This is a genomic window from Methanomicrobiales archaeon HGW-Methanomicrobiales-1 (assembly GCA_002839675.1).
Lineage (GTDB): Archaea > Halobacteriota > Methanomicrobia > Methanomicrobiales > Methanospirillaceae > Methanoregula.
Genome location: PGYM01000001.1, coordinates 119,806 through 140,547 on the forward strand (window position 1 = coordinate 119,806; position 20,742 = coordinate 140,547).

Sequence of the window (20,742 nt, forward strand, 5' to 3'; positions counted from 1 at the left end):
TATGCCTAAACTTATCACCGGCGTCGGGTGCCCCTACTGCGGGTCATCCTGCGATGACCTTGAAGTCCTTGTATCGGACGATGAGACCAAGGTTCTCGAAGTGCACAACTCCTGCATCATCGGAAGCAATCTCTTCCACCATGCAAACGACCCCACCCGCCCGCGGCTCCCGCGGCAGCGCCAGCCGGACGGCTCGATAAAGGAGATCCCGTACGAAGAAGCGATCGATTACTTCGCAAAGACCCTGCTGGCGGCGAAAAAGCCCCTGATCTACGGGTTCGGCTCCACCAACTGCGAGGGGATGAGCGCGATCGGCCGGATAGCTGAGAAAGCCGGAGCCGTGCTCGACAACTGCGCCACCATCTGCCACGGCCCCTCGTTCCTTGCAATGTTCGACAACGGTTACCCGAGCTGTACCCTTGGGGAGGCAAAGAACCGTGCGGATGTCGTGGTCTTCTGGGGCTGCAACCCTATGCACGCCCACCCGCGTCACACCTCCCGGTACTCGATCTTCCCCCGCGGTTACTTCACCGGTAAGGGCCAGATGCAGCGGACCGTAATTTCTGTTGATCCCCGTGAGACCGACACCGCGAAACTTGCCGATGTCCACCTGATGCTCGACCAGGGGCATGACTACGAGCTCTTCGATGCCTTCAGGACCGTCCTCCGGGGCCACGACATCCCCGACAAGGTAGCCGGTATCGACAAGGAGACGATCATCAAGTCGGTGGACATCATGAAGAAGGCCCGCTTCTGCATGATCTTCTTTGGCATGGGCTGCACCCACACGGATGGCCGCAACCACAACATCGATGCCGCCATCAGCATGACCCGGGATCTCAACGACCACACCAAGTGCTCGATCATGGCAATGCGGGGCCACTACAATATCGCCGGCCCCGGCCAGGTCTGGTCATGGCAGTTCGGGTTCCCGTACTGCATTGATCTCTCGAAGGGCACCCACGCCCACATGAACCCGGGCGAGACCAGCTCGATCGATCTCGCAATGCGGGACGAAGTGGACTGCTTTGTCAATGTCGGTGCCGATGCCGGTGCCCACTTCCCGATCCAGGCAGTCCAGCACTTAAAGAAACACCCATTCATCGTCGTCGACCCGAACTTCAACATGGCAAGCGAGATCGCTGACCTCCACATTCCGGTCAGGATTGCCGGTGTCGATGAGCCGGGCGTTGTCTATCGTATGGACAACGTGCCGATCCAGTTCAAGGCAGTTCTCAAAGGGCTACCGGGCGTGCCGAGCGATGAGGAACTTTTCGACCGGGTGTACGAGCGGATGTGCGAGATCACCCTGACCCAGCCTATCTGGCTTGCGGCCAAAGAAAACCGGAAATACCCGCACAACACGAACCCGATGGTGAGCTGAAATGGCAGAAATTATTGTCAAGGGCGGATTTGTTATTGACCCGACCCGGAAAATCGACGGTGACGTAGGCGATATTGCTATCAAGGATGGCAAGATTGTCGATAAGGTCAGCTCGTCTGCAAAGGTTATCGATGCAAAGGGCAAGGTTGTCATGGCCGGCGGTGTGGACATCCACGCCCACGTAGCAGGCCCCAAGGTGAATGTCGGGAGGTTATTCCGGCCTGAGGACAAGCTCTTATCAGGATTCTGCAGGAGCACGATGGCACAGAAGAACGGCTATCGCATGGAATCCGGGTTCTCGATCCCGAGCACCTTCAAGACCGGCTACGACTATGCCCGGATGGGCTACGGTTTTGTTATGGAAGCCGCGATGCCCCCGATCCACTCCCCCCACGTGCACGAGGAGATTCACGACACCCCAATCATCGATGAGGCAGCACTCCCCGTCTTTGGTAACAACTGGTTCGTCATGGACTACTTAAAGAAGGGCGAGGTCGAGAACACCGCATCCTACATAGCCTGGCTCCTCAAGGCCACGAAAGGCTATGGTGTGAAGGTTGTCAACCCCGGCGGCACTGCTGCCTGGGGCTGGGGACTTAACTGTGTCAGCCTTGACGACCCGGTCCCGTATTTCGAGGTTACCCCCCGGGAGATCATCAAGGGACTTCTCGAGGCAAACGAGTACCTCGGCCTCCCTCACTCGATGCACATGCACCAGAACGATCTCGGCAACCCCGGCAACTACAAGGGAACCATCGAATCCTTAAAAATTTCAGAAGGTGTCAAGCCGAAGAACAAGTTCGGGCGCGAACAGGTCATGCACTCCACCCACCTCCAGTTCCACTCGTATGGCGGAACCGGCTGGGGCGACTTCGAGTCCAAGGCAAAGGAAGTCATGGACTATGTCAACAAGAACAAGGCACTTACGGTCGATACCGGTAACGTCACGTTTGACGAGACCACCACGATGACTGCGGATGGCCCGTTCGAGCACCACCTCCAGGGTCTCAACCACCTCAAGTGGTGCAATGTGGATGTCGAGATGGAGACCGCTGCCGGTGTCGTCCCCTACGTGTACGACCCGAACATCAAGGTCTGCGACATCCAGTGGGCAATCGGTCTTGAACTTGCACTCTATGCCAAGGACATGAACCGGATCTTTATCACCACCGATCACCCGAATGCAGGTCCGTTCACCCGGTACCCCCGCGTCATGAAGTGGCTGATGTCCAAGAAGTCCCGTGAGGCAGTAATTGACTCGTTCAAGCACAAGGACAAAGTCATAGCCGCCACCACCCTCCACCAGATAGACCGCGAACTCACCCTCTTTGAGATCGCCCAGATGACCCGCTCCGGCCCGGCAAAAAGCCTCGGTCTTGGCAACATCTACGGCGGCCTTGCCCCCGGTATGAGCGCAGATGTTTCGGTGTTTAATCTCAACTACAAGAACATGCCCAGCGACCCCGATATGATCGAGAAGGCATTCCAGCGGGCTGCCTGTTTCATCAAGTCCGGTGAAGTTGTTGTCATGGATGGCGAAGTCGTCAGCAATGGTCACAAGAAGACCGTCTGGGTCAATGTCAACATGCCCGAAAACCCGCAGGTGATGCGTGACATCACCCAGTCCTTTACCAAGGACTACACGGTCCAGCTCGAGAACTACCCGGTCAAGGACTACCTTGCCCCGCACCCGTTCGTCATCAATGTCGATGTGGAGGCCTGATCGATCATGGCAACCGTTACCTTAAAACCCACCAAGATCCCCGAGCTCATGTTCGAGGGCTATAGCATCACCCCTGACGCATTTGCAGGAAAGACTGCTGCACAGATTACAGCACTTCCCGGCCACGAAGGGAAGATCCACGTCACCATCGGGGACTACTTTACCGTCAGCGGTGACGCAGGCGCAACCGCAGCAGACACCGACATCATGATTGCCGGTGACTGCTCACGGGTAAAATACCTGGGCTCCAAGATGACTGCAGGAACCGTGACCGTCAACGGCAATGCCGACATGTATGTCGGCGGCTGGATGAAGGGCGGCAAGATCCACATCAAGGGGAACATGGATTCCTTCTGCGGGATTCAGATGGAAGGAGGCGAGCTCCTCTGCGATGGCAATGCCGGAAACCATGTCGGCTGCGCCTACCGCGGTGACTGGAGAGGCATGAAGGGCGGCACGATCCGGATCAAGGGTAATGCCGGCAACGATATCGGGACCTTCATGCTCGGCGGCACCATCATCATCGAGAAGAACGCGTTCATCCATGTCTCCACCCATGCCGAGGGAGGCACCGTCATCATCAAGGGCGATGTTGAAGGCCGTGTCGGTGGCCAGATGGTCAAGGGCGACATGTATGTGCTCGGGCAGATCAAGTTCATGATGCCCGGTTACAAGAAGATCGATACCGTTGAGAAAGAAGTTGACGGTGTCAAGGCGACTTTCGATCACTACATCGGCGACCTCGGGGAGCGCCACGGCAAGAGCAAGGGCCAGATCGTGTATGCCAACCTGTACCTGAAAGCAGTGGCATGAACCCCCTGTCTATCACACACGTCCGGCTGTTTTTTTAGCCACCAATCTTTTTTTACAAGGATATGATGATACCGGGACGCCTGTTGTCCCGAGGAGAGACCATGAAAGAAGTTGGAAAACAATTCATCTATGGAACCCGGTACCCGGATTATTCCACGGTCGACCTCGTCCTCCGTGTCCCGGAACCCCTGCAAGAACTTCCGGTCCGTGAGGGACAGAAGGTAATCAAGCTCCCGAGCCCGAAACGGTTCAAAGTGAAGGATATACCCGTCCGGGAAGCCATCGAGAGATGGGAACCCATCGGGCACTTTGCCCGTTCATCGATAACGCTCAAGGAACTCTCGTACCTGCTCTGGTGCAGCCAGGGATTCAAGAAGGTCCTGGTCGATACCATGCAGCTCCGCAATGTTCCGTCAAGTGGTCTGCGCTATCCCCTGGAAACGTACTTTGTGGTAAGTGATGTTGAAGGCCTTGAGACCGGCCTGTACCGGTACCTCCCGAAATCCAATAGCATTGTTGCGGAACGGATCGATTCCGGCCTCACCCTTGAGATAAGCACGGCGAGCATGAATTTCAAGATCATGACGCGGGCCGCAGTCACCTTCATCTGGGTTGCAATCCCGTACCGCTCCACATGGGCGTTGGGGAACCGGGGCTACCGGAGTGTCCTCATCGAGGCCGGGCATACCTGCCAGAATCTCATCCTGGCAGCAGCTGGTCTCGGCTATGATGTATTTCCCACCGACATGTTCCATGACGAACTGATCGTCAAACTTGCGAACCTTGACCCGGAGACCCAGTGGCCGGTGTATCTTGCGGCTGTAGGAAAGGTGGAGAGGAGTGTTACCCTCGCATAAAAACAGGATCCGGCCCCCTCATTCATTATTTTTTAGAGATAAGGTTCGACATTTTTTTACCTTTACAAAAGCACATTGTTAATGTAAATCATTTTAGGGGTTCCTGGTATGGACAGACGAGGCCGTAAAAAGGGAGCAGATACAAGGGGCAGTCGGCTATGGTAAAACGTTACCTTGAGCTCCGATCCCTTGACGAAGCGCTCGAACTGCTCACCACTTCTTTTGCCGCCCCCCGGCGAACCGAGAAGGTTCCGGTTATGCAATCGGTCGGCCGGGTCGTGGCCGAACCGGTCTTTGCAAAATATTCCGTACCTGAGGTAAACCTCTCTGCAATGGACGGCATTGCGGTCAGGAGCCGGGACACCATAGGTGCCGGCGACCGGAACCCGGTAACCCTGGACCATTTCGCCCGGGTCAACACCGGCAACATCATCCCTCCGGAGTTCGATGCGGTCATCATGATCGAGGATGTCTGGGAGTCCGGTGACCGTTTCCAGGTCCGCCGGACTGCCGCACCCTGGCAGCATGTCCGCCCGGCCGGAGAAGATATCAAGGAGAACCGGCTCGTAATGCCCCGTGGTCACCTGATCCGGCCATTCGATATCGGGGCGCTCGCTACCTATGGGATTACCACGGTTGAAGTCCTTGCCGTCAGGGTCGGGATCATCCCCACCGGCAGCGAGCTGGTACCGCTCGGTGTCCGGCCAGGACCGGGGCAGGTGGTGGAGAGCAACACCATCATGACACAGGTATTTCTCGACCAGATGGGAGCGCACTGCACCCGCCTGCCGATTGTGGCAGACGATCCCGATCTCATCAGGGAGGCGCTCTTTAAGGCCGTGAAAGAAAACGATCTGGTCATCATCTCCGCGGGCTCTTCAGCCGGCACCCGGGACTTTACCGAGAGTGTCATACGTTCGCTCGGTGAGCTGATCTTCCATGGCGTGGCAGTCAGGCCGGGTAAACCGGTGATGCTGGGGAAGGTGGAGGGAAAACCGGTCCTCGGGCTGCCGGGCTACCCGCTCGCTGCCCAGACTGCTCTCCGGGAATTTGCCGCACCCCTGCTGGAATCCTGGGGATTTCCCCCGGCCCCCCGGTTCGCAGTCACGGCCCGGCTCGCACAGCCGCTGGTATCAGATCCCGGGTTTGATGATTTCGTGCCGGTCTTTGTCGGCCGTATCGGCTCTTGTCTCTTCGCAACCCCGCATCTGAAAAAAGCCGGCGTACAGATGGCAACGGTCAAGGCCAACGGTTACGCACGCATCCCGGCTCAGGTTGAAGGCTGCGAGGCCGGCACCGAGCTCGAAGTCCTTCTCACCACGGACCCGGGAAGTATCGAACGAACGCTTATCCTGACCGGATCGCTGGATCCCACCTTAGAGGAACTCGCGAGCCTTGCCCATGATGAGGGATTGTATATCCATGCCACCAACCCCGGCAATACGGCAGCACTTCTTGCCCTCCGCAACAATACCTGCCATGCCGCTCCCCTCAGCCTGCCGGCGCGGTCCCTGCTGACATCCTACCAGCCTTTCATAAAATTCCTGGAGGCCGGTGATCTGGCTTTTATTCATATTGCCACCGTTGAGCTGGGTATCGTTTCCTGCGATGGGCTGGGACTTAAGGATCTCACCCATTGCCGGTTCATCAATACCCGGAGAGAATCGCCTCCCCGGATGGTTCTCGATGCCCTGCTGGCCGCAGAGGGTATTGATCCATTGCAGGTGAACGGGTACCTGCAGGAAGTACATGGTCCCCCGGCAGTGGCAGCAGCTGTCCGGAACGGTTTTGCTGATGCCGGGATGTGCACATCCAGTATTGCCAGCGCCGCCGGGCTCCGGTTCGTACCGGTTGCCCATGAGGATTATGAACTTGCAGTGCGGCGGGAGATGCTGGAAGATTCCCGTATCCGCACGCTGGTATCGCTCATCCAGTCTCCCGGGTATCGCGCGATCCTTGCAAAGACCGGGGGGTATGATACCAGCCTCACCGGCACTATCCGGGGACTGAACGGCGAGAATATCTTAACCCCGTTATCCCCGGGAAGCCTGCCGGCCGGGTATATCTGAATACATCTCCCTCTCTTCTCTATCGGAGTTTTCCATCAGCCTCTGTTGTCGTAATATCGGGTGATGCCCAAACGGTGGGGCAAAAAGCACGATGTGTTCAGGTTACCACGAGCAACAGCCCGTCTCTTCTTAGGATTTCAACAGAGCAAATAAAAAAAAAAGAGATTCGTTCAGGAAGGAATGCTTCACTTCTTGACAAACGGGTTGAAGACGTTCTCGTAGATCATGTCGCTGCCGGTATTGTGGAGCCGGCCACGCTCGGTCTTCTCCTCAGCAAAGGCAAGGAGCGGGAGTTCCATGCTGACACCCGGGACATGGCCGAACATCTTTTCGAGTTCAACCTGCTGGGCGTGCATGAAGAGCGCATTGGGGATTTCTGCGGGGCAGACTTCCTCGCACTGTCCACAGTTCACGCAGGAGTCTGCGATGTGGGCGTACCGGATGAGGTGGAACATGAAGCTGACGGGCAACTCGCCGGGTGCAACATAGGCCGGGTTCTTGGTGGTGCAGTCAACGCAGTAGCAGATCGGACACTGGTCAATACACCCGTAGCACTTGATGCACCGGGAGGTCTCGGCCATGATCTTCTGTAAGCGATCCTTGCCCTCGCCAAGTGCTTCGAAGTCGTGCTTGCGCCACTTGTCGCCGAGCTTGAGCATTGCGCCTTCTATCTTGGCACGGATCTCAAGACCCTTGGGGTTAGCTGGCGCTGTTTCCAGGATGCCCTTCTTGATGGCACCGGCCATCAGGTTTGCACCCTTTTCGGAGCAGACTTCAACGAAGGTTGCCTTACCGGCCTTTTCGCCGATGACTCCCCAGTTTCCGCAGGCAAGGTCAGCCTGTCGCGGGATCTTTAACTTGCAGCGGCGGCAGTTGGAACGCCGGCCAAAGCCTGCCTCTTCGAGTTCGTCAACAGAGATACCCTTGTGGCCTCCCTCGAACTCGATGATGAACTGGCCCTTGTCGATCTCTTCCTTGTGCACTTTCTCGGGATCGACACCGTACTTTTCGGCGATCATTTTCCGGGCGATGACCGGGCTGACCGATCCCCCACAGTTGACCCCGATCATAATGATATTGTCAAGGTTGATCTGCTTGCGCTTTGCGAGTTCGTAGAACCCCATCATGTCACAACCCTTGACCGTCACACCGATCTTCTTGTCCTCTGCCCCGTCAAGGTACTTCTTGACAAGCTTGGGCAGCAGAAGCGTTCCGCAGTGGAGCGATCCGGCGGTCTTGGCAAGATCCTTGGGGTCCGTGACGATGACCGGCTTTGCGTCGTAGAGGTCAACACCCTTGGTTACCACAAGGACTGCATCGACCATCTTGGATTCAAGGGCATACTTCCACAATGCGGTGACTGCGCCACCGAGCTCGGCTTTCTTCTGGATCTCTGCGTCATTGGTCCATGCGTACAGCATTTCGCCTTTTTTGGTCATGATCAGGCCTCCACGATCTTCTCAACCTTGACAGCACAGTGCTTGAGTTCCGGCATCTTGGAGAGCGGGTCGAGCGCAGTGTTGGTGAGATCGTTTGCTCCATGGACAAAGTGCATGGGCATGTAAAGCACTTTCGGGGCTACATCTTCAGATACCCGTGCAACAGCGATGGATTCACCACGACGGCTGGTCACTTTGATCTTCTCGTACGGCCTGATGCCGAGTTCCTTTGCGTCCTGCGTGTTGAGCTGGACATAGTTTTCGGGAACATCGTTGTGCAGGGTCGGGCTCCGGTCGGTCTGGGTCCGGGTGTGGTAGTGGAAGATACAACGCCCGGTCATCAGCGTGTACGGGTACTCTGCATCGGCGACTTCTGCGGGTGGGCGGTATTCAAGTCCGAACATGGTGCCCTTGCCATCCGCTGCGGAGAACTTTCCTACGTGGAGGATTGGTGTTCCCGGGTGTTCGATGGTCGGGCAGGGCCAGTGGACAGATTCGGGCTTTTCCATCTTCTCGTAGGTTACGCCGAACTGGCCGGGGGTGACTGCACGCATGTCGTCCCAGACATCCTTTGCGGTCTTCCAGTCAAAGCCCTTGAGGCCCATCTTCTTTGCCAGCATGCCGATGATCTCCCAGTCGTACTTCGATTCGCCGGGACCGTTGACGGCCTTCCGGACCCGGTTGACACGGCGCTCGCCGCTGGTGAATGTGCCGTCTTTCTCGGCAAAGCAGGTACCGGGCAGGACTACGTCTGCATACTCACAGCTCTCGGTCCAGTAAATATCCTGGATAACGAGGAAGTCGAGTTTGTCCAAGGATCTCCTGACGTGGTTCGAGTCAGGATAGGAAACGACCGGGTTCAGGCCGAGGATGTACATCGCCTTGATCGGGTCGCCGCACTGGGTGATCTGCTCGGTTAAGGTAACACCGTACCAGTCGGGAAGGGTTCCTTCTTTCATGAACCATGCCTTCTCCATCTTGGCACGGTTCTCGGGGACGGCAACTGCCTGGTAGCCGGAGAAGACGTTCGGGTATGCACCCATGTCGCAGGCACCCTGCACATTGTTCTGGCCACGGAGCGGGTTGACACCGACACCGGGGCGTCCGACATTGCCGGTGAGCAGCGCGAGGTTCCCCATGGACCGGACATTGTCGGTACCAGTGCTTAACTCGGTGATGCCGAGGCAGTAGATGATGACTGCATTCTTTGCATTTGCATACTGGCGGGCAAACTCCTTGACCTTCTCTTGCGGGACACCATGGATTTTTGTGGCGTCAGCATAATTCTCGACGGTCTTTTTCATGTCTTCGAAGCCTTTCGTGCGCTCCTTTATGTACTCCTTGTCCTCGAGGCCTTCCTTGATGATGTAGTACATCATATTGTTGGCAAGGGCAATGTGGGTTGACGGGGTGAACGGGATCCATTCATCGGCAATCTTTGCTGTTGCACTTTTCCGCGGGTCAACGACAATGACCTTGATCCCCTTCTTCCTGGCCTGCATTACACGCCTGGCGGCAAGCGGGTGGGCCTCGACTGCGTTCGAACCCCACATGACGATGAGGTCTGAGTTCAGCACATCTTCGAATGTGTTGGTGGCTGCACCGGAACCGAATGAGAGCGAGAGACCTGCAACGGACGGGCCGTGGCAGATACGTGCACAGTTGTCAACGTTGTTGGTCTGGAAGGCAACACGGGCCCACTTCTGCAGGGCATAGCAGTCCTCGTTGACGGTACGGCACGAGGTGTGGAAACCCAGCGCCTTGGGGCCGCCCTGTTTGTGAGCCTCGCTGAACTTCTTTGTGATCAGGTCAATGGCTTCGTCCCACGAGGCTTCCTCGAACTTGTCGCCCTTCTTGATCAGGGGTTTGGTCAGCCGGCCTTCCTTCTGGACGGTTTCCCAGCAGGTCGTGCCTTTCGGGCAGAGCTTGCCTTCGTTGATCGGGGACCGCTTGAACGGTTCGACACCAACGAGCTCATTTCCCCTGGATACGAGGTTAAGGCCGCAGCCAACCCCGCAGTAGGGACAAGTCGTTGTTGTATATTTAAGAGAATCAGGATTGAGTTCGCTCATCTTCTATCACCATAATTTCACGGGAACTTCACGCCAGAAAATGGCCGGGGCGCCCGTGTATACACAACACGTTATGATGCGTGTCGGCAACCCGCAAAATCTGTTAATTAATTTTGCTTGATTATTGATCTGAGTAAATGTGATATTTATAGATTATGAAAAACATCCTGAAAGTGGAGATTAACTGGGGGTTTGCTTGTGGTCGTGCCCGGTTTACTCCAATTATTTGTGTTTATTACAATCAATTGTTTTTCATAAAATGTTTATTACATTATAGACAACCGTTAATCCATGCAAGCAGTTCACCCTGAAGAGATGCCCGAAGCGCTGAAAGCCAGCATGGACAAAGGCGGGGTACAGCCAGAGCTCCAGAAAGATGTGCTTCGGTTGTCAGAATTCCATACCTACCCGGCACCCGGTGTCCTCATCGGGGCTTTCATGGTGGATTATGCGATGGAGCTGCTCAGGGTGACTGCCGACAGGAAACTCTACGGTGTCTGCGAGACTCCCAAGTGCCTCCCGGATGCCCTGCAGGTAATCGCCCACTGTACAACCGGAAACAACCGGCTCAAAGTTGTGCCTATCGGGAAATTTGCCATTACCCTGAACGCCTCTTCCGATGGCGAAACTGCTGAGGCGGTGAGGGTGTTTGTGGACCTGGAGAAACTCAGGAACTATTCCACGATCAATGTCTGGTATGCCAACAGCCCGGCATATGACAAAGATACTATGAAAGGGCGACTGCAAGACGAGATCTTCCGTGCCGGGCGAAACATTCTCTCCTTTGAACGGGTTCGAGTCATGGTGAAGAAGAAGAAAAAATGGTCCTCGGTCACCTGTCCCTGTTGCGGCGAGACAGTTCCCGATTACCTGATTGAAGGGGATCGCTGTGGTGCCTGCGGATCCATGAAATATTATGAGAAGATATAATCTGGGAAATCCGGCTCACGAACAAATCATACCTTTTTTCATCGGTTAACGACAGGACCTGTATAACGTTCAGAAACCGCTATGCGGGTAAGGGATAAAAAAAGGGATATTTACGGCGTGACGCCGGGTGTTTCTGTTTTCCGGACAGGTTTTTTTATCCAGGCCAGTTCCTTACCCTCGAAGGCAAAGGATTTCATAACAAAAATTTTCAGATCTTTTGGTAACTTCGATGTATCTGCATGGGCCGGCACGATGATTGCATAATCATAGCGCGGTATGGTTCCGTCAAATACCGGCTCCGGGTGGATCAGCTCGTCAATCATATCCAGTGTCACCTCTTTTTTGAACGTGACCAGGATCCTGACAATCTCATGGTATCCGTTGTTCATCCGTTTTACAAGAACAATCGTATCATACCCAGTCCCCTTCTTTTTCAGGGTTATTTTCCAGCCATCAAAGGTCGAGTAGATGTGCTTTATCTCCTGCAATACAAAATCGTGCATAATGTCGGTGCAGATACCCATATGTGATCAGTTAACTTACTTTGTTTAAAAATAAAAATATTATGTTAAATACATTTAACTAACAATGATTCATTTTTACACTTCTTTTAAGGGATATCGTTATCTGATATTTCAAATTGTTACGTGAAAATTCCGGGTCTCAAGAAAAACCGTGAAACAACTTTATTAAACTAAAATAATTAACAAAACCCTTTTATTAACAAGAAAATAATACTCTTTTGCCCAGGAGAACGGGCAGGTCAGGTTAAAAAAAACCGTTTCACGGTATCCGGCATCATGCCACGATGTCTGAACTTGATCTATTCCTCATTTCCCGGATGCGGCCGCTTGTCGTCATAGTATCACACCTATTGCGGCCGCCCCGGCAGTAAAAAAGATGCAGGTTATTCTGCCCGGATGATTGTTCCGGTATTTTTCCCGTTGATTGCTTTTTCGATATTTCCGCGTTTGTGGCAGTTGATGATCCGCACTTCCCGGATATTGACTGCATTTTTAAGTAACTCGACTACCATGGGTTCGAGGACCATGTCTTCTAGATCCATGTCGATCAGTTCCTTTGCCGTGATATCCCGAATGAGCTCGGCATCAGGATTTTTCCGGGGATCCTCGGTATACAGGCCGTCGACATTCTTGCCGATGATACAGTTCTTTGCTCCGAGCACTTCTGCGATCAGGAACGCGCCGGTGTCGGTGCGGTGCGGGGGGATCACTTCGTTCCGCGCCGGATGCTCGTACAGTCCGTACGGCGGTGTTCCGTGAATGACCGGCAGTATGCCGAGTTTCAAGAGCATGGGAAGTTCGAGAAGATCGGTGGTGTGGATCCGCGTCCCGCTGTATTTTGAGAGGAGGATTGAGACCATTATTGCGTTCTGCTCAGAGATCTTTGCCGAGAGCTCGGCAAGGACTCCGGTGGGCATGCCGAGATCCATTCCTATGTCCATGATGTGGCGGACCCGTCCGCCCCCGCCAGTGACGACAAGAAGTTTGTGCTTTTTGGATACCTCCCCGATCTCTTCGCAGAGGGGGTACATCACTTCGCGCCCGTAATCGATTGCACCATGCCCTCCTATCTTGACAATGTTAATGTCAGGGGCAATGCGGATCTGTTCGGATGCTTTCCTCTTTGTCTTCATCATGCCTTTCCGGACAAGGGTCTCACCCTGGAGACCGCTCTCGAGTTCAAACCGCTTTTTCATGATTAGTCTGCCATCTAGCCTATCACCATGCATAGTTATAAGCCCACGTAAACCAGTTGATATATCAGGGCCAGTACTTATCCCGCGAGAAAAAATTCATATGCTCCGGGCTGAAGAATGGCAGGGAGGAAAAGACCATGAAGATCTATGTGCGTGAGCGCCAAAAAGTTGGAGAAGGTGTCGAGTCACCCAAGTATCGCATTGTTGCCGTAACCGGTGGACAGCTCCAGATTGAGGCAACCCATTTCCGGAAATTCGAAGTCGAGCAGATCGCAAAAGATGTTGGCGCAGAAGTCGTGTTCATGAAGCCGGTAGATGATGAACACAAGAAGAAACATTAACTTTTTTCGTCACACCGGTCCATGGCAGGGCCGGTATCAGAGGATTATGCTGTCACGATCGATTGCTAATGCTCTTTATGGGAGTATGTTCAATTATTTCATGAAGTTCATTCATGGCAGCCCTTTCCGTTGATATCCTCTTTGATGCCGCAGTCCGTATCCAGCTGCTGGAGCGGTCGATCACCGTTTCCTTTGCTGATAATACTATAAGGATGAAGTTCCCGACAACACGGCGACTTGCCGAGTTTTTAGATGTCCAGCACTATTACGTACTGCCCTATTTTGCCATGATGGAGCAGGAGGAGCTGGTCACCCGGGCAGAACGGGTGGGAATTTTAACAACCGCAAAAGGCAGCCGGAAAATGATAGCACTTATGCAGGAAAAGTACCGCAAGGAAAGCAGCGAGATCCTGGGCGCGGCAATTTTCGAAGAATTGCTCAAAAAATGCTGAGCTTGCAGCATAATTCACTTTTAATTATTGTTAACAACGTTTCAATGTCAAGAACAAATCATTGAAACCATTTGATAACCAGTTGGTAACCAGATGTTTTTAACCTGTATGAAAAAGAAACATTGAATAGTGTTCTGGCCTACCGGTAATCCGGTTTAACTATGACAAAAAATGTGCATGTTGGATTTATTGCAGCAGTATTTGTTCTGCTGTTCCTTGTGACCTGCTTTGCAGGATGTACGAGCCAGACTACGCCCGCCCCCGCGGCCACCCCTACGGTAGTCGCGACAACAGCCGCACCGCAGACGCTCCTTATCGCAACGACTACGAGCCTGTACGATACCGGCCTCCTCGACTATCTCCAGCCAATATTCGAGAAGAAGTATAATGTCCAGCTCAAGATAACCTCACAGGGAACCGGCAAGGCAATTGAGCTGGCAAAAAATGGTGACGCCGATGTCCTGCTCGTCCACTCACCAAGCCAGGAACTGGCATTCATGAAAGGCGGTTATGGCCTGAACCGGCGCTCGTTTGCCTCAAACTCATTTGTAATTGTAGGCCCGGCAGCGGATCCGGCGGGCATCAAGGATATGACCCCCGAGCTGGCGATGACGACACTCCGGTTGAAAGGCACCAACAAGACCGCAGGTGTTTTCTTCGTATCCCGTGGTGACGGCTCCGGTACTCACTCCGCCGAGAAAAATGTCTGGGCCAAGGCTGGATACAATTACACGACCCAGATCCAGAAGTCCGGGGATTGGTATTTAGAAGCGGGCAAGGGTATGGGAGAGACGCTCCAGATGGCAAACGAGAAAGGTGCATACGTCCTGACCGATGAGGGGACCTTCCTTGCATACAAGAACAATCTCAACCTGGTACCGGTTGTCAGCAAAGGTGCAAGCCTGCTGAACATCTACAGCGTGATGACGGTTTACAACGACAAGCAGCCGGCCGACAAGATCCAGATGGCCAACAATTTCGTCAACTTCCTCATTGATCCGCAGACCCAGACGGAGATCGGCGCCTTTGGTGTCGACAAGTACGGAAAATCCCTCTTCATCCCGATGAGTGTCGAGGTTCCGACCGCAACTGCGGGCTGGGTAGGGGATTACAGCACACCGGCAACAGCGATCGCACCGGCACCTGCTGCAACCACCGTACCGGTAACTACTGCTGCCCCGGCAGCCAGTACAAAATAATTTCACCTTTTTTAAAACGGGAAAAGATTTTCCCCGTCACATCAGGGTTTAATCCAGGACCGAAGGTAATCAGCAGATATCCGGTCCGGACTTCTTCTTAATCCCGTAGGTGATATAGGCAAGAACCATCCCGACAATAAATGCGACGGTCATCGAACTGACCAGGGCGAGTATACCAATGACGCCCGTGATAAGCAGGGAATCGGTCTTAAAACTGTGCCGGCTCATCTCGATCCCGACAAAGACGAGAAGGGCCCCCAGCACGCCGACAGCGATGATGGAGAGGACCTGGGGGGATGAGAAGAAGAGGGCAAGGATGATGAAAATCAGGCCTGCGTAGATATTTGCACCGCCGGTCCGGGCCCCGTACCGGTACTGCCCGGCCATCCCGCCGGCACCATGACACATGGGAAATCCCCCGAACGGGACCGAGAAGATGTTCATAAGACCGATGCTTGTCGAGAATTTCTTTGGCGGGACATCCTTTCCAAAGAGATCTTTTGTCAGGAGGGAAGTGGCAAGGATGGCATTGGAGATGGTAAGAACTACCTGGGGAAGCACCAGTGTCGAGAAAGCGGATGAGAAATCCGCAGGGATGGGTAAAATGAGCTGCGGTGCAGGGATCAGGCTGATAGGGGGAACTCCGTACAGTGCGATTCCCGCAATAAGGCCAACCCCTATTACCACGATCGCTGACAGGTCCGGAATTGAACGATACCGTGCAAGGAGATAAAAGCCCGCGATGATGGCGATGCCAATGATAAAGAACGTGGGATCCTTGACTACGAACCCCAGCGATGAGCGGAACAGGAGCAGGGCAAGTCCGAGTTGTATTCCCCGCACAATGCTCTGCGGCACCCATTTTTCGATGACCGCGAAGAACCGGCCATAGCCGAGCACAAGAAAGATGACCCCGAGTATCAGACCCGCAGCGGCGATCTCCCCGCTGCCGATGGATCCCGCGATCACGATCACTGCCACCGCCTTCATTGGTTCGAGCGGGATAGGCAGCCGGTAATACAGGCCGGTGAGGATGAACCAGATCCCAAAGAAGAGGAGGATATACCGGGCGTTTACATCCGAGACCAGTGCCACGGCAAGAATGAGCGGGATGATTGTCCCGAAATCCCCGAGCGATCCCGCCAGCTCGGAGAGGTTGAATCTCAGTGGAGGTAGGGCTGTGTCGGACACGGATATCAGGGGCTTTACTCATGGGAACAGGATTTTGTCAGTCATTACCGATCTGGCGCAGGTGCTTTGTTAACCAATTTTAAAGAAATTATGCACCTGATATTTTTTATCTAATAGTTGAATGATTCTTTTGTATCTTTATCATTTCCAAACCCGAACGATCCTTGTCCTGCAATTCCCTTTCCCATTGCAAGCTCTTTCACCGGAAGATTATTTTTTATACCTATTTCGCCTTTATCCTGTATAAACGAGGTATTGTGATGAAGACGAATCGTATTTATCTAGCGTTAATTGTCGTTATGCTTATGTTTGCAGGCTTTTCGGCAGTATCTGCTGCTGAGCCGATTGGCGGGAACCAGGGCTGGATTGCCGTGCACTGTAATGTCGATGGAGCAACGGTCTACTTCGATGGTACGTATGAAGGTGTGATATCCTCAGGAGTTCTCACCGTTCCGGTTTACAGCACCGGTACCCCGATAAAATCATTCACCGTGAGCAGCCCCGGGTACACAACCTACAACGGTCCTATCCCCGCCATGCCCGGGAAGGGAGAGACGTTCGATGTGTATGCTACCCTGAATGCAGCTGCACCCACGACTCCTGCAGTTATTGGTGGCGGCCAGGGATGGTACGTTGTCAACTGTAACGTAAATGGTGCAACCGTCTCGTTCGACAACCAGGTTGTTGGCGTGATCACCCAGGGAACATTAACGGTCCCGGTCTATACTACCGGCACACCCTACCAGACCTATACTGTATCGATGAATGGGTACCTGCCCTATACCGCTGCCCTGACAAGTGTCCCCAGCCCGGGACAGTCTGTGACTCTCTATGCAACCCTCAATCCGGCACCAACGGCATCGCCTATCCCGGCACCCACAAAATCACCCCTCCCGTTCTCCCTCATTGTTATCGGACTGGGTATTGCAGGTGTCCTTGCAATCAGGAAGGAACGCTCCTGATTCCTGCGAATTCTTTTTTTTAACGTTCTTTAAAAATGTCTCCTGTTTCCTGACAGCTCCGCGAGCAGCGGGAGATTTTCATGAAACTGCGGAACAATGAACTACGGGCTTTTTTCTTTCCGGCCCGCCGGTAATCGTAAAAAAATCAAAAAAAAAAGAAATCCCTTAGGAGACTGGTTTTTTTGCTGATTTGTCGTTTGCCGCTGGTTTTCCCTGGGCAATAATCTCCTGACGGAATTTTTCGAAATGGAGCTCATCGAGCTGCTCGGACAGGAGCCTTCCGCTCCAGGCACGGCGGTACACCCAGTTGACAATCTTATCAATGGTGGCAAGTACCTCTTCTTCGGTCTCAACCGTCATCAGTTCCCTGCCGATACGGGGATGCCTCCCTCTCCTCCCGCCGACCGTGATAAGAAAATGCCGGTGCTCTGCCTCAATCAGGTCAAAATGGCAGGACTGGATACACACTCCGCAGTCCACGCATTTCGTTTCATCGAGTACCGAGATGCCGTTTTTAATCCGTATCGCCTTTTCCTTGCAGTACTCGACACAGCTTCCGCATCCCGTACAGAGGCGGCCGGATGTCCTGAGGGGCCGGACTCTCCCGATAATCCCGATCTCGTTGAGCATGGGACTGGTGCAGGCATTCGGGCAACCCGACAATGCGATGCGCATCTTGACCGGCATCTCTTTTCCAAACAATTTCTCATCGATCTTTTTTGCAAGGCCGATGGTATCGATATTGGCAAATTTGCAGCGTTCAATGCCCGGGCATGCGATGATGTTTACAATCTCGTCCCGTTCCGAACCGACCGGGGTTCCGTTCTTTGCAAGTGCTTTTTCAACTTTTTTTAACAGGGCCGGATTGACATGCGGGATCTCCAAAGTCTGGCGGGTGGTGCAGTGAACCGTACCCGTCCCGTATTTTTTCGCGATGGTTGCGATCCCCCGTAATTGTTCGACCGAATAAACACCCGCCGGGGCCCTGATGCGAATGGTGCAGAAGTCTGCATTCCGTTCGGTGATGACGCCCCCTTTCATATGAATGCCAAAATTCGTGCGCATTGATCAGTAATGGTAAAATCGGGTAATTAATGCTGATGTGTTGACATGAACCCTGCGCAGAGCAGATGCAGGGCAGTTCCTGTTTTTATAAAAACTGACGAAACCTTAACAACCTTTCCTGCCGAAAATATTGGCACTATGTGGAAGGCAGTGGAGATCGATGCGTGGATCGCGGGAAGGCAGTCAAGCCTCGAGGATGTCCGGGCCACCGTAACAGAGATCATCGGCCGCGTGCAGAACGAAGGGGATGCTGCACTTATTGATCTGGCAAAGAAGCACTGTGCGTTGACCGATGTAACCGTGTCGGATGATGAGCGCGAGGATGCCTATGAGCAGGTTGATGCGAAGATCATCGAGAGCCTGATCGAGGCCCATGCCCGCATCGAACGCTTCCACGAACTCCAGAAGCCCCGCGACCTCTGGCTGCAGGAGATGGAACCGGGTATCGTGCTCGGTGTCAAGACCACGCCCTTAAACCGTGTCGGGCTCTACATTCCCGGAGGCCGGGCCGCATACCCGTCATCCGCTCTTATGTGTGCGGTACCCGCCCGGGTTGCCGGGGTAAAGGAGATCTGCGCCTGCTCCCCGCCCCCGATCAAGCCATTAACGCTTGTTGCACTGGACATTGCCGGTGTCACCGAGATCTATAATGCCGGTGGCGCACAGGCAGTTGCCGCGATGGCGCTCGGAACCCAATCCATCCGGCCCGTGCAGAAGATTGTCGGGCCCGGCAACGTGTATGTCACGCTGGCAAAGATGATGCTCCGCGAAAAGGTGGAGATCGATTTCCCGGCCGGCCCCAGCGAGATTGGGATCATTGCCGATGCAACCGCCGATCCCCGTATCGTTGCTGCCGACATCCTTGCCCAGTCCGAGCATGACCCCAATGCTGCCTGTATCCTGATCACGACCGATAAGGCCCTCCCGGCAAAAGTCGGCCGCGAGATAGAAGCGATGACAAAGGTTGCCCCCCGGAAAGAGATCATCGAACAGTCGCTTAACAACTCCGGGTATTTCATTGCCGACACGATGGAAGAAGCGATCTTTGCATCGGATGCTGTTGCTCCTGAACACCTCTCGATACAGGTTGCCGACCCCTTATCCGTTGTCACGAGAGTGAAGAACGCCGGGGCAATCTTTGTCGGGCGCTACTCGGCAGTTGCCTGCGGGGATTATGCCGTGGGGACCAACCACTGCCTCCCCACCGCAGGGTATGCAAAGACCTATTCCGGTCTTGACGTGAACCATTTCTGCAAGACCGCATCGGTCGAGATCCTTGACCGGGACGGGCTTGAGACGATTGGCGATATCGTTGAGACGATTGCCGATGCAGAAGGCCTTCACGCCCATGCAGAATCCGTGCGGGTGCGCAGGGATTTCGGCCGGAAAGGCTGCTAAAAAACGATACGTCAATATTTTTTTTGTTTTCATCATTTCAAGAGAACCCTGTTATTGCGATGGTTCCCGCATCAGTGCATCTCTGAAGTACGGCAGGGCAATACGGTTTTTCCAGCAACGTTGACATCGCTCCGGACAAATGATCGGCGCAGATTACATTTGTCCCTCACTGACCCACCTTCGCTCACCACAACGATCTTGAGTCTCATACACTCCGTAAAATGCAGTAAATCCGGCCCGAAAATCAATGGGGGTGATGGGGGGTCAGTGAGGGACATTTGTTGTAAATGATTCGTACACTGCAGAAAAATTTGAAAAATTACGAAGACACTCTTTCATATCTCACCGTTCCGTGCAGGAACAAATGTCCCTCACTGACCCCCATCTATTCCGTTTGGGATCAACCGGATGAGTAGCTCCCGGGTCGCCGCGGGGGCGCCCGGTCAAAGGTGGCGGGAGCATCGCTATTGGGGTATGGAGGTATCAGTCTCTATGAATGAACAAAGAAAAAAGCGGTCAATAAAAAATATTAAAAAAAAATCTCTATTCCCGCCGCATACCCCGATATCCCAGCAAAATAACCCCGGCAATCACCAGTGCCACAACCGGCATACCGGGTCCGAGCGGTGCTTCACCGGGTGGTGCATCTGATGGATGAAAAACGATCTCGGTTGTGGCATACTCATTCCTGTCATAGCGGAGCCGGTCAACCGGGGAACTGACAACATATACGATATAGGAACCGGGCTTGAGGTTGCCGAGAATGACCGCTGTGTCCCAGGTATAGGACCAGGTGCCGTTCTCAAGATGCACCGGGGCCGTTGTGAACAATCCGCGACCGGCAGGGATATTGAGATTATCGAGTGTCACCCCCCGGGGATCGAGATCCGGGCCGGTTACAAAGAGATACGCGGCAATCGTTTTCATACCGGTTACTGATCCGCTGAGCGTGATCACATCCCCGATATGCGCCTCGTTCTCGGAGGCATTGAGGGTGAGTGTCACGGCTCCTGTGGCAGGGACCAGTGCGCACAGCAGGATTGCGGCAAGGATGAACAGGAGATGTGCCCGGCGCATGCCGGAATGGTGTGCTGTTAAAGCGTAAAACATTGTCTTTTCCGGTAATG

18 protein-coding genes are annotated in these 20,742 nt (G+C 53.9%); 11 read left to right on the forward strand and 7 right to left on the reverse strand.

Translation table 11 applies throughout. From position 1 onward, the window contains the following. The first annotated feature begins 1 nt into the window (after position 1). From CVV30_00625 to CVV30_00645, 5 genes are all read left to right on the forward strand, one after another. The gene (locus CVV30_00625) at positions 2 to 1,384 is read left to right on the forward strand and encodes a formylmethanofuran dehydrogenase subunit B (protein PKL69911.1); all 1,383 of its coding nucleotides are present in this window, start codon (positions 2 to 4) and stop codon (positions 1,382 to 1,384) included. Position 1,385: 1 nt separating this feature from the next. Continuing rightward, positions 1,386 to 3,107, forward strand: a complete 1,722-nt coding sequence (locus tag CVV30_00630; protein ID PKL69912.1) for a formylmethanofuran dehydrogenase subunit A — start codon at positions 1,386 to 1,388, stop codon at positions 3,105 to 3,107. A gap of 6 nt (positions 3,108 to 3,113) precedes the next feature. Further along, a complete protein-coding gene (locus CVV30_00635; GenBank protein ID PKL69913.1) occupies positions 3,114 to 3,920 on the forward strand; it encodes a formylmethanofuran dehydrogenase subunit C in 807 nt (268 codons plus the stop codon). Between the two features lie 101 nt (positions 3,921 to 4,021). Continuing rightward, a complete protein-coding gene (locus tag CVV30_00640) occupies positions 4,022 to 4,777 on the forward strand; it encodes a nitroreductase (protein PKL69914.1) in 756 nt (251 codons plus the stop codon). 158 nt (positions 4,778 to 4,935) lie between these two features. Then, entirely contained in the window at positions 4,936 to 6,846 is a 1,911-nt protein-coding gene (locus tag CVV30_00645) for a molybdopterin biosynthesis protein (protein ID PKL69915.1), read from the forward strand. A 185-nt stretch (positions 6,847 to 7,031) separates the two neighbouring features. Here CVV30_00645 and CVV30_00650 read toward each other — a convergent pair whose 3' ends face one another. Together CVV30_00650 and CVV30_00655 are read right to left on the reverse strand one after the other, a co-directional pair. Beyond that, positions 7,032 to 8,285 carry a formate dehydrogenase gene (locus CVV30_00650; GenBank protein ID PKL69916.1) on the reverse strand — a complete coding sequence of 418 codons (1,254 nt, stop codon included), beginning with the start codon at positions 8,283 to 8,285 and terminating at the stop codon, positions 7,032 to 7,034. Positions 8,286 to 8,287: 2 nt separating this feature from the next. After that, positions 8,288 to 10,357 (reverse strand): formate dehydrogenase subunit alpha, encoded by a 2,070-nt coding sequence (locus CVV30_00655; protein ID PKL69917.1) that lies wholly within the window; start codon positions 10,355 to 10,357, stop codon positions 8,288 to 8,290. A 315-nt stretch (positions 10,358 to 10,672) separates the two neighbouring features. Here CVV30_00655 and CVV30_00660 point away from each other — a divergent pair, with 315 nt between their 5' ends. Beyond that, positions 10,673 to 11,287 (forward strand): formylmethanofuran dehydrogenase, encoded by a 615-nt coding sequence (locus tag CVV30_00660; GenBank protein ID PKL69918.1) that lies wholly within the window; start codon positions 10,673 to 10,675, stop codon positions 11,285 to 11,287. A 110-nt stretch (positions 11,288 to 11,397) separates the two neighbouring features. On the opposite strand, the gene CVV30_00665 is transcribed toward CVV30_00660, so the two are convergent. Further along, a complete protein-coding gene (locus CVV30_00665) occupies positions 11,398 to 11,811 on the reverse strand; it encodes a hypothetical protein (GenBank protein PKL69919.1) in 414 nt (137 codons plus the stop codon). A gap of 383 nt (positions 11,812 to 12,194) precedes the next feature. After that, on the reverse strand, positions 12,195 to 13,007 hold the full coding sequence (locus CVV30_00670; protein PKL69920.1) for a uridylate kinase: 813 nt from the start codon (positions 13,005 to 13,007) through the stop codon (positions 12,195 to 12,197). A 137-nt stretch (positions 13,008 to 13,144) separates the two neighbouring features. Here CVV30_00670 and CVV30_00675 point away from each other — a divergent pair, with 137 nt between their 5' ends. The 3 genes from CVV30_00675 (at position 13,145) to CVV30_00685 (ending at position 14,999) form a co-directional block, all read left to right on the forward strand. After that, positions 13,145 to 13,348, forward strand: a complete 204-nt coding sequence (locus tag CVV30_00675) for a hypothetical protein (GenBank protein PKL70918.1) — start codon at positions 13,145 to 13,147, stop codon at positions 13,346 to 13,348. A 113-nt stretch (positions 13,349 to 13,461) separates the two neighbouring features. Further along, positions 13,462 to 13,800, forward strand: a complete 339-nt coding sequence (locus tag CVV30_00680) for a hypothetical protein (protein ID PKL69921.1) — start codon at positions 13,462 to 13,464, stop codon at positions 13,798 to 13,800. Positions 13,801 to 13,961: 161 nt separating this feature from the next. After that, on the forward strand, positions 13,962 to 14,999 hold the full coding sequence (locus CVV30_00685; protein ID PKL69922.1) for a tungsten ABC transporter substrate-binding protein: 1,038 nt from the start codon (positions 13,962 to 13,964) through the stop codon (positions 14,997 to 14,999). 69 nt (positions 15,000 to 15,068) lie between these two features. Here the strand turns inward: CVV30_00685 and CVV30_00690 are convergent, their stop codons facing one another. After that, a complete protein-coding gene (locus CVV30_00690; protein PKL69923.1) occupies positions 15,069 to 16,190 on the reverse strand; it encodes a sulfate transporter in 1,122 nt (373 codons plus the stop codon). 260 nt (positions 16,191 to 16,450) lie between these two features. Between CVV30_00690 and CVV30_00695 the strand changes: the two genes are divergently transcribed. Beyond that, positions 16,451 to 17,152, forward strand: a complete 702-nt coding sequence (locus CVV30_00695) for a hypothetical protein (GenBank protein PKL69924.1) — start codon at positions 16,451 to 16,453, stop codon at positions 17,150 to 17,152. 165 nt (positions 17,153 to 17,317) lie between these two features. On the opposite strand, the gene CVV30_00700 is transcribed toward CVV30_00695, so the two are convergent. Further along, positions 17,318 to 18,217, reverse strand: a complete 900-nt coding sequence (locus CVV30_00700) for a nitrite reductase (protein PKL69925.1) — start codon at positions 18,215 to 18,217, stop codon at positions 17,318 to 17,320. A 138-nt stretch (positions 18,218 to 18,355) separates the two neighbouring features. On the opposite strand from CVV30_00700, the gene hisD reads away from it, so the two are divergent. Continuing rightward, positions 18,356 to 19,615: a histidinol dehydrogenase gene (hisD, locus tag CVV30_00705; GenBank protein ID PKL69926.1), complete on the forward strand. Its 1,260-nt coding sequence runs from the start codon at positions 18,356 to 18,358 to the stop codon at positions 19,613 to 19,615. A 543-nt stretch (positions 19,616 to 20,158) separates the two neighbouring features. Here the strand turns inward: hisD and CVV30_00710 are convergent. Beyond that, a complete protein-coding gene (locus CVV30_00710) occupies positions 20,159 to 20,725 on the reverse strand; it encodes a hypothetical protein (protein ID PKL69927.1) in 567 nt (188 codons plus the stop codon). Positions 20,726 to 20,742 lie beyond the last annotated feature (17 nt).

What these genes read in the sequence shown, in the direction of transcription:
- CVV30_00625 (PKL69911.1), top strand. Translation starts at nt 2, where the DNA reads ATGCCTAAACTTATCACCGGCGTCGGGTGCCCCTACTGCGGGTCATCC.
- CVV30_00630 (PKL69912.1), top strand. Translation starts at nt 1,386, where the DNA reads ATGGCAGAAATTATTGTCAAGGGCGGATTTGTTATTGACCCGACCCGG.
- CVV30_00635 (PKL69913.1), top strand. Translation starts at nt 3,114, where the DNA reads ATGGCAACCGTTACCTTAAAACCCACCAAGATCCCCGAGCTCATGTTC.
- CVV30_00640 (PKL69914.1), top strand. Translation starts at nt 4,022, where the DNA reads ATGAAAGAAGTTGGAAAACAATTCATCTATGGAACCCGGTACCCGGAT.
- CVV30_00645 (PKL69915.1), top strand. Translation starts at nt 4,936, where the DNA reads ATGGTAAAACGTTACCTTGAGCTCCGATCCCTTGACGAAGCGCTCGAA.
- CVV30_00650 (PKL69916.1), bottom strand. Translation starts at nt 8,285, where the DNA reads ATGACCAAAAAAGGCGAAATGCTGTACGCATGGACCAATGACGCAGAG.
- CVV30_00655 (PKL69917.1), bottom strand. Translation starts at nt 10,357, where the DNA reads ATGAGCGAACTCAATCCTGATTCTCTTAAATATACAACAACGACTTGT.
- CVV30_00660 (PKL69918.1), top strand. Translation starts at nt 10,673, where the DNA reads ATGCCCGAAGCGCTGAAAGCCAGCATGGACAAAGGCGGGGTACAGCCA.
- CVV30_00665 (PKL69919.1), bottom strand. Translation starts at nt 11,811, where the DNA reads ATGGGTATCTGCACCGACATTATGCACGATTTTGTATTGCAGGAGATA.
- CVV30_00670 (PKL69920.1), bottom strand. Translation starts at nt 13,007, where the DNA reads ATGAAAAAGCGGTTTGAACTCGAGAGCGGTCTCCAGGGTGAGACCCTT.
- CVV30_00675 (PKL70918.1), top strand. Translation starts at nt 13,145, where the DNA reads ATGAAGATCTATGTGCGTGAGCGCCAAAAAGTTGGAGAAGGTGTCGAG.
- CVV30_00680 (PKL69921.1), top strand. Translation starts at nt 13,462, where the DNA reads ATGGCAGCCCTTTCCGTTGATATCCTCTTTGATGCCGCAGTCCGTATC.
- CVV30_00685 (PKL69922.1), top strand. Translation starts at nt 13,962, where the DNA reads ATGACAAAAAATGTGCATGTTGGATTTATTGCAGCAGTATTTGTTCTG.
- CVV30_00695 (PKL69924.1), top strand. Translation starts at nt 16,451, where the DNA reads ATGAAGACGAATCGTATTTATCTAGCGTTAATTGTCGTTATGCTTATG.
- CVV30_00700 (PKL69925.1), bottom strand. Translation starts at nt 18,217, where the DNA reads ATGCGCACGAATTTTGGCATTCATATGAAAGGGGGCGTCATCACCGAA.
- hisD (PKL69926.1), top strand. Translation starts at nt 18,356, where the DNA reads ATGTGGAAGGCAGTGGAGATCGATGCGTGGATCGCGGGAAGGCAGTCA.
- CVV30_00710 (PKL69927.1), bottom strand. Translation starts at nt 20,725, where the DNA reads ATGTTTTACGCTTTAACAGCACACCATTCCGGCATGCGCCGGGCACAT.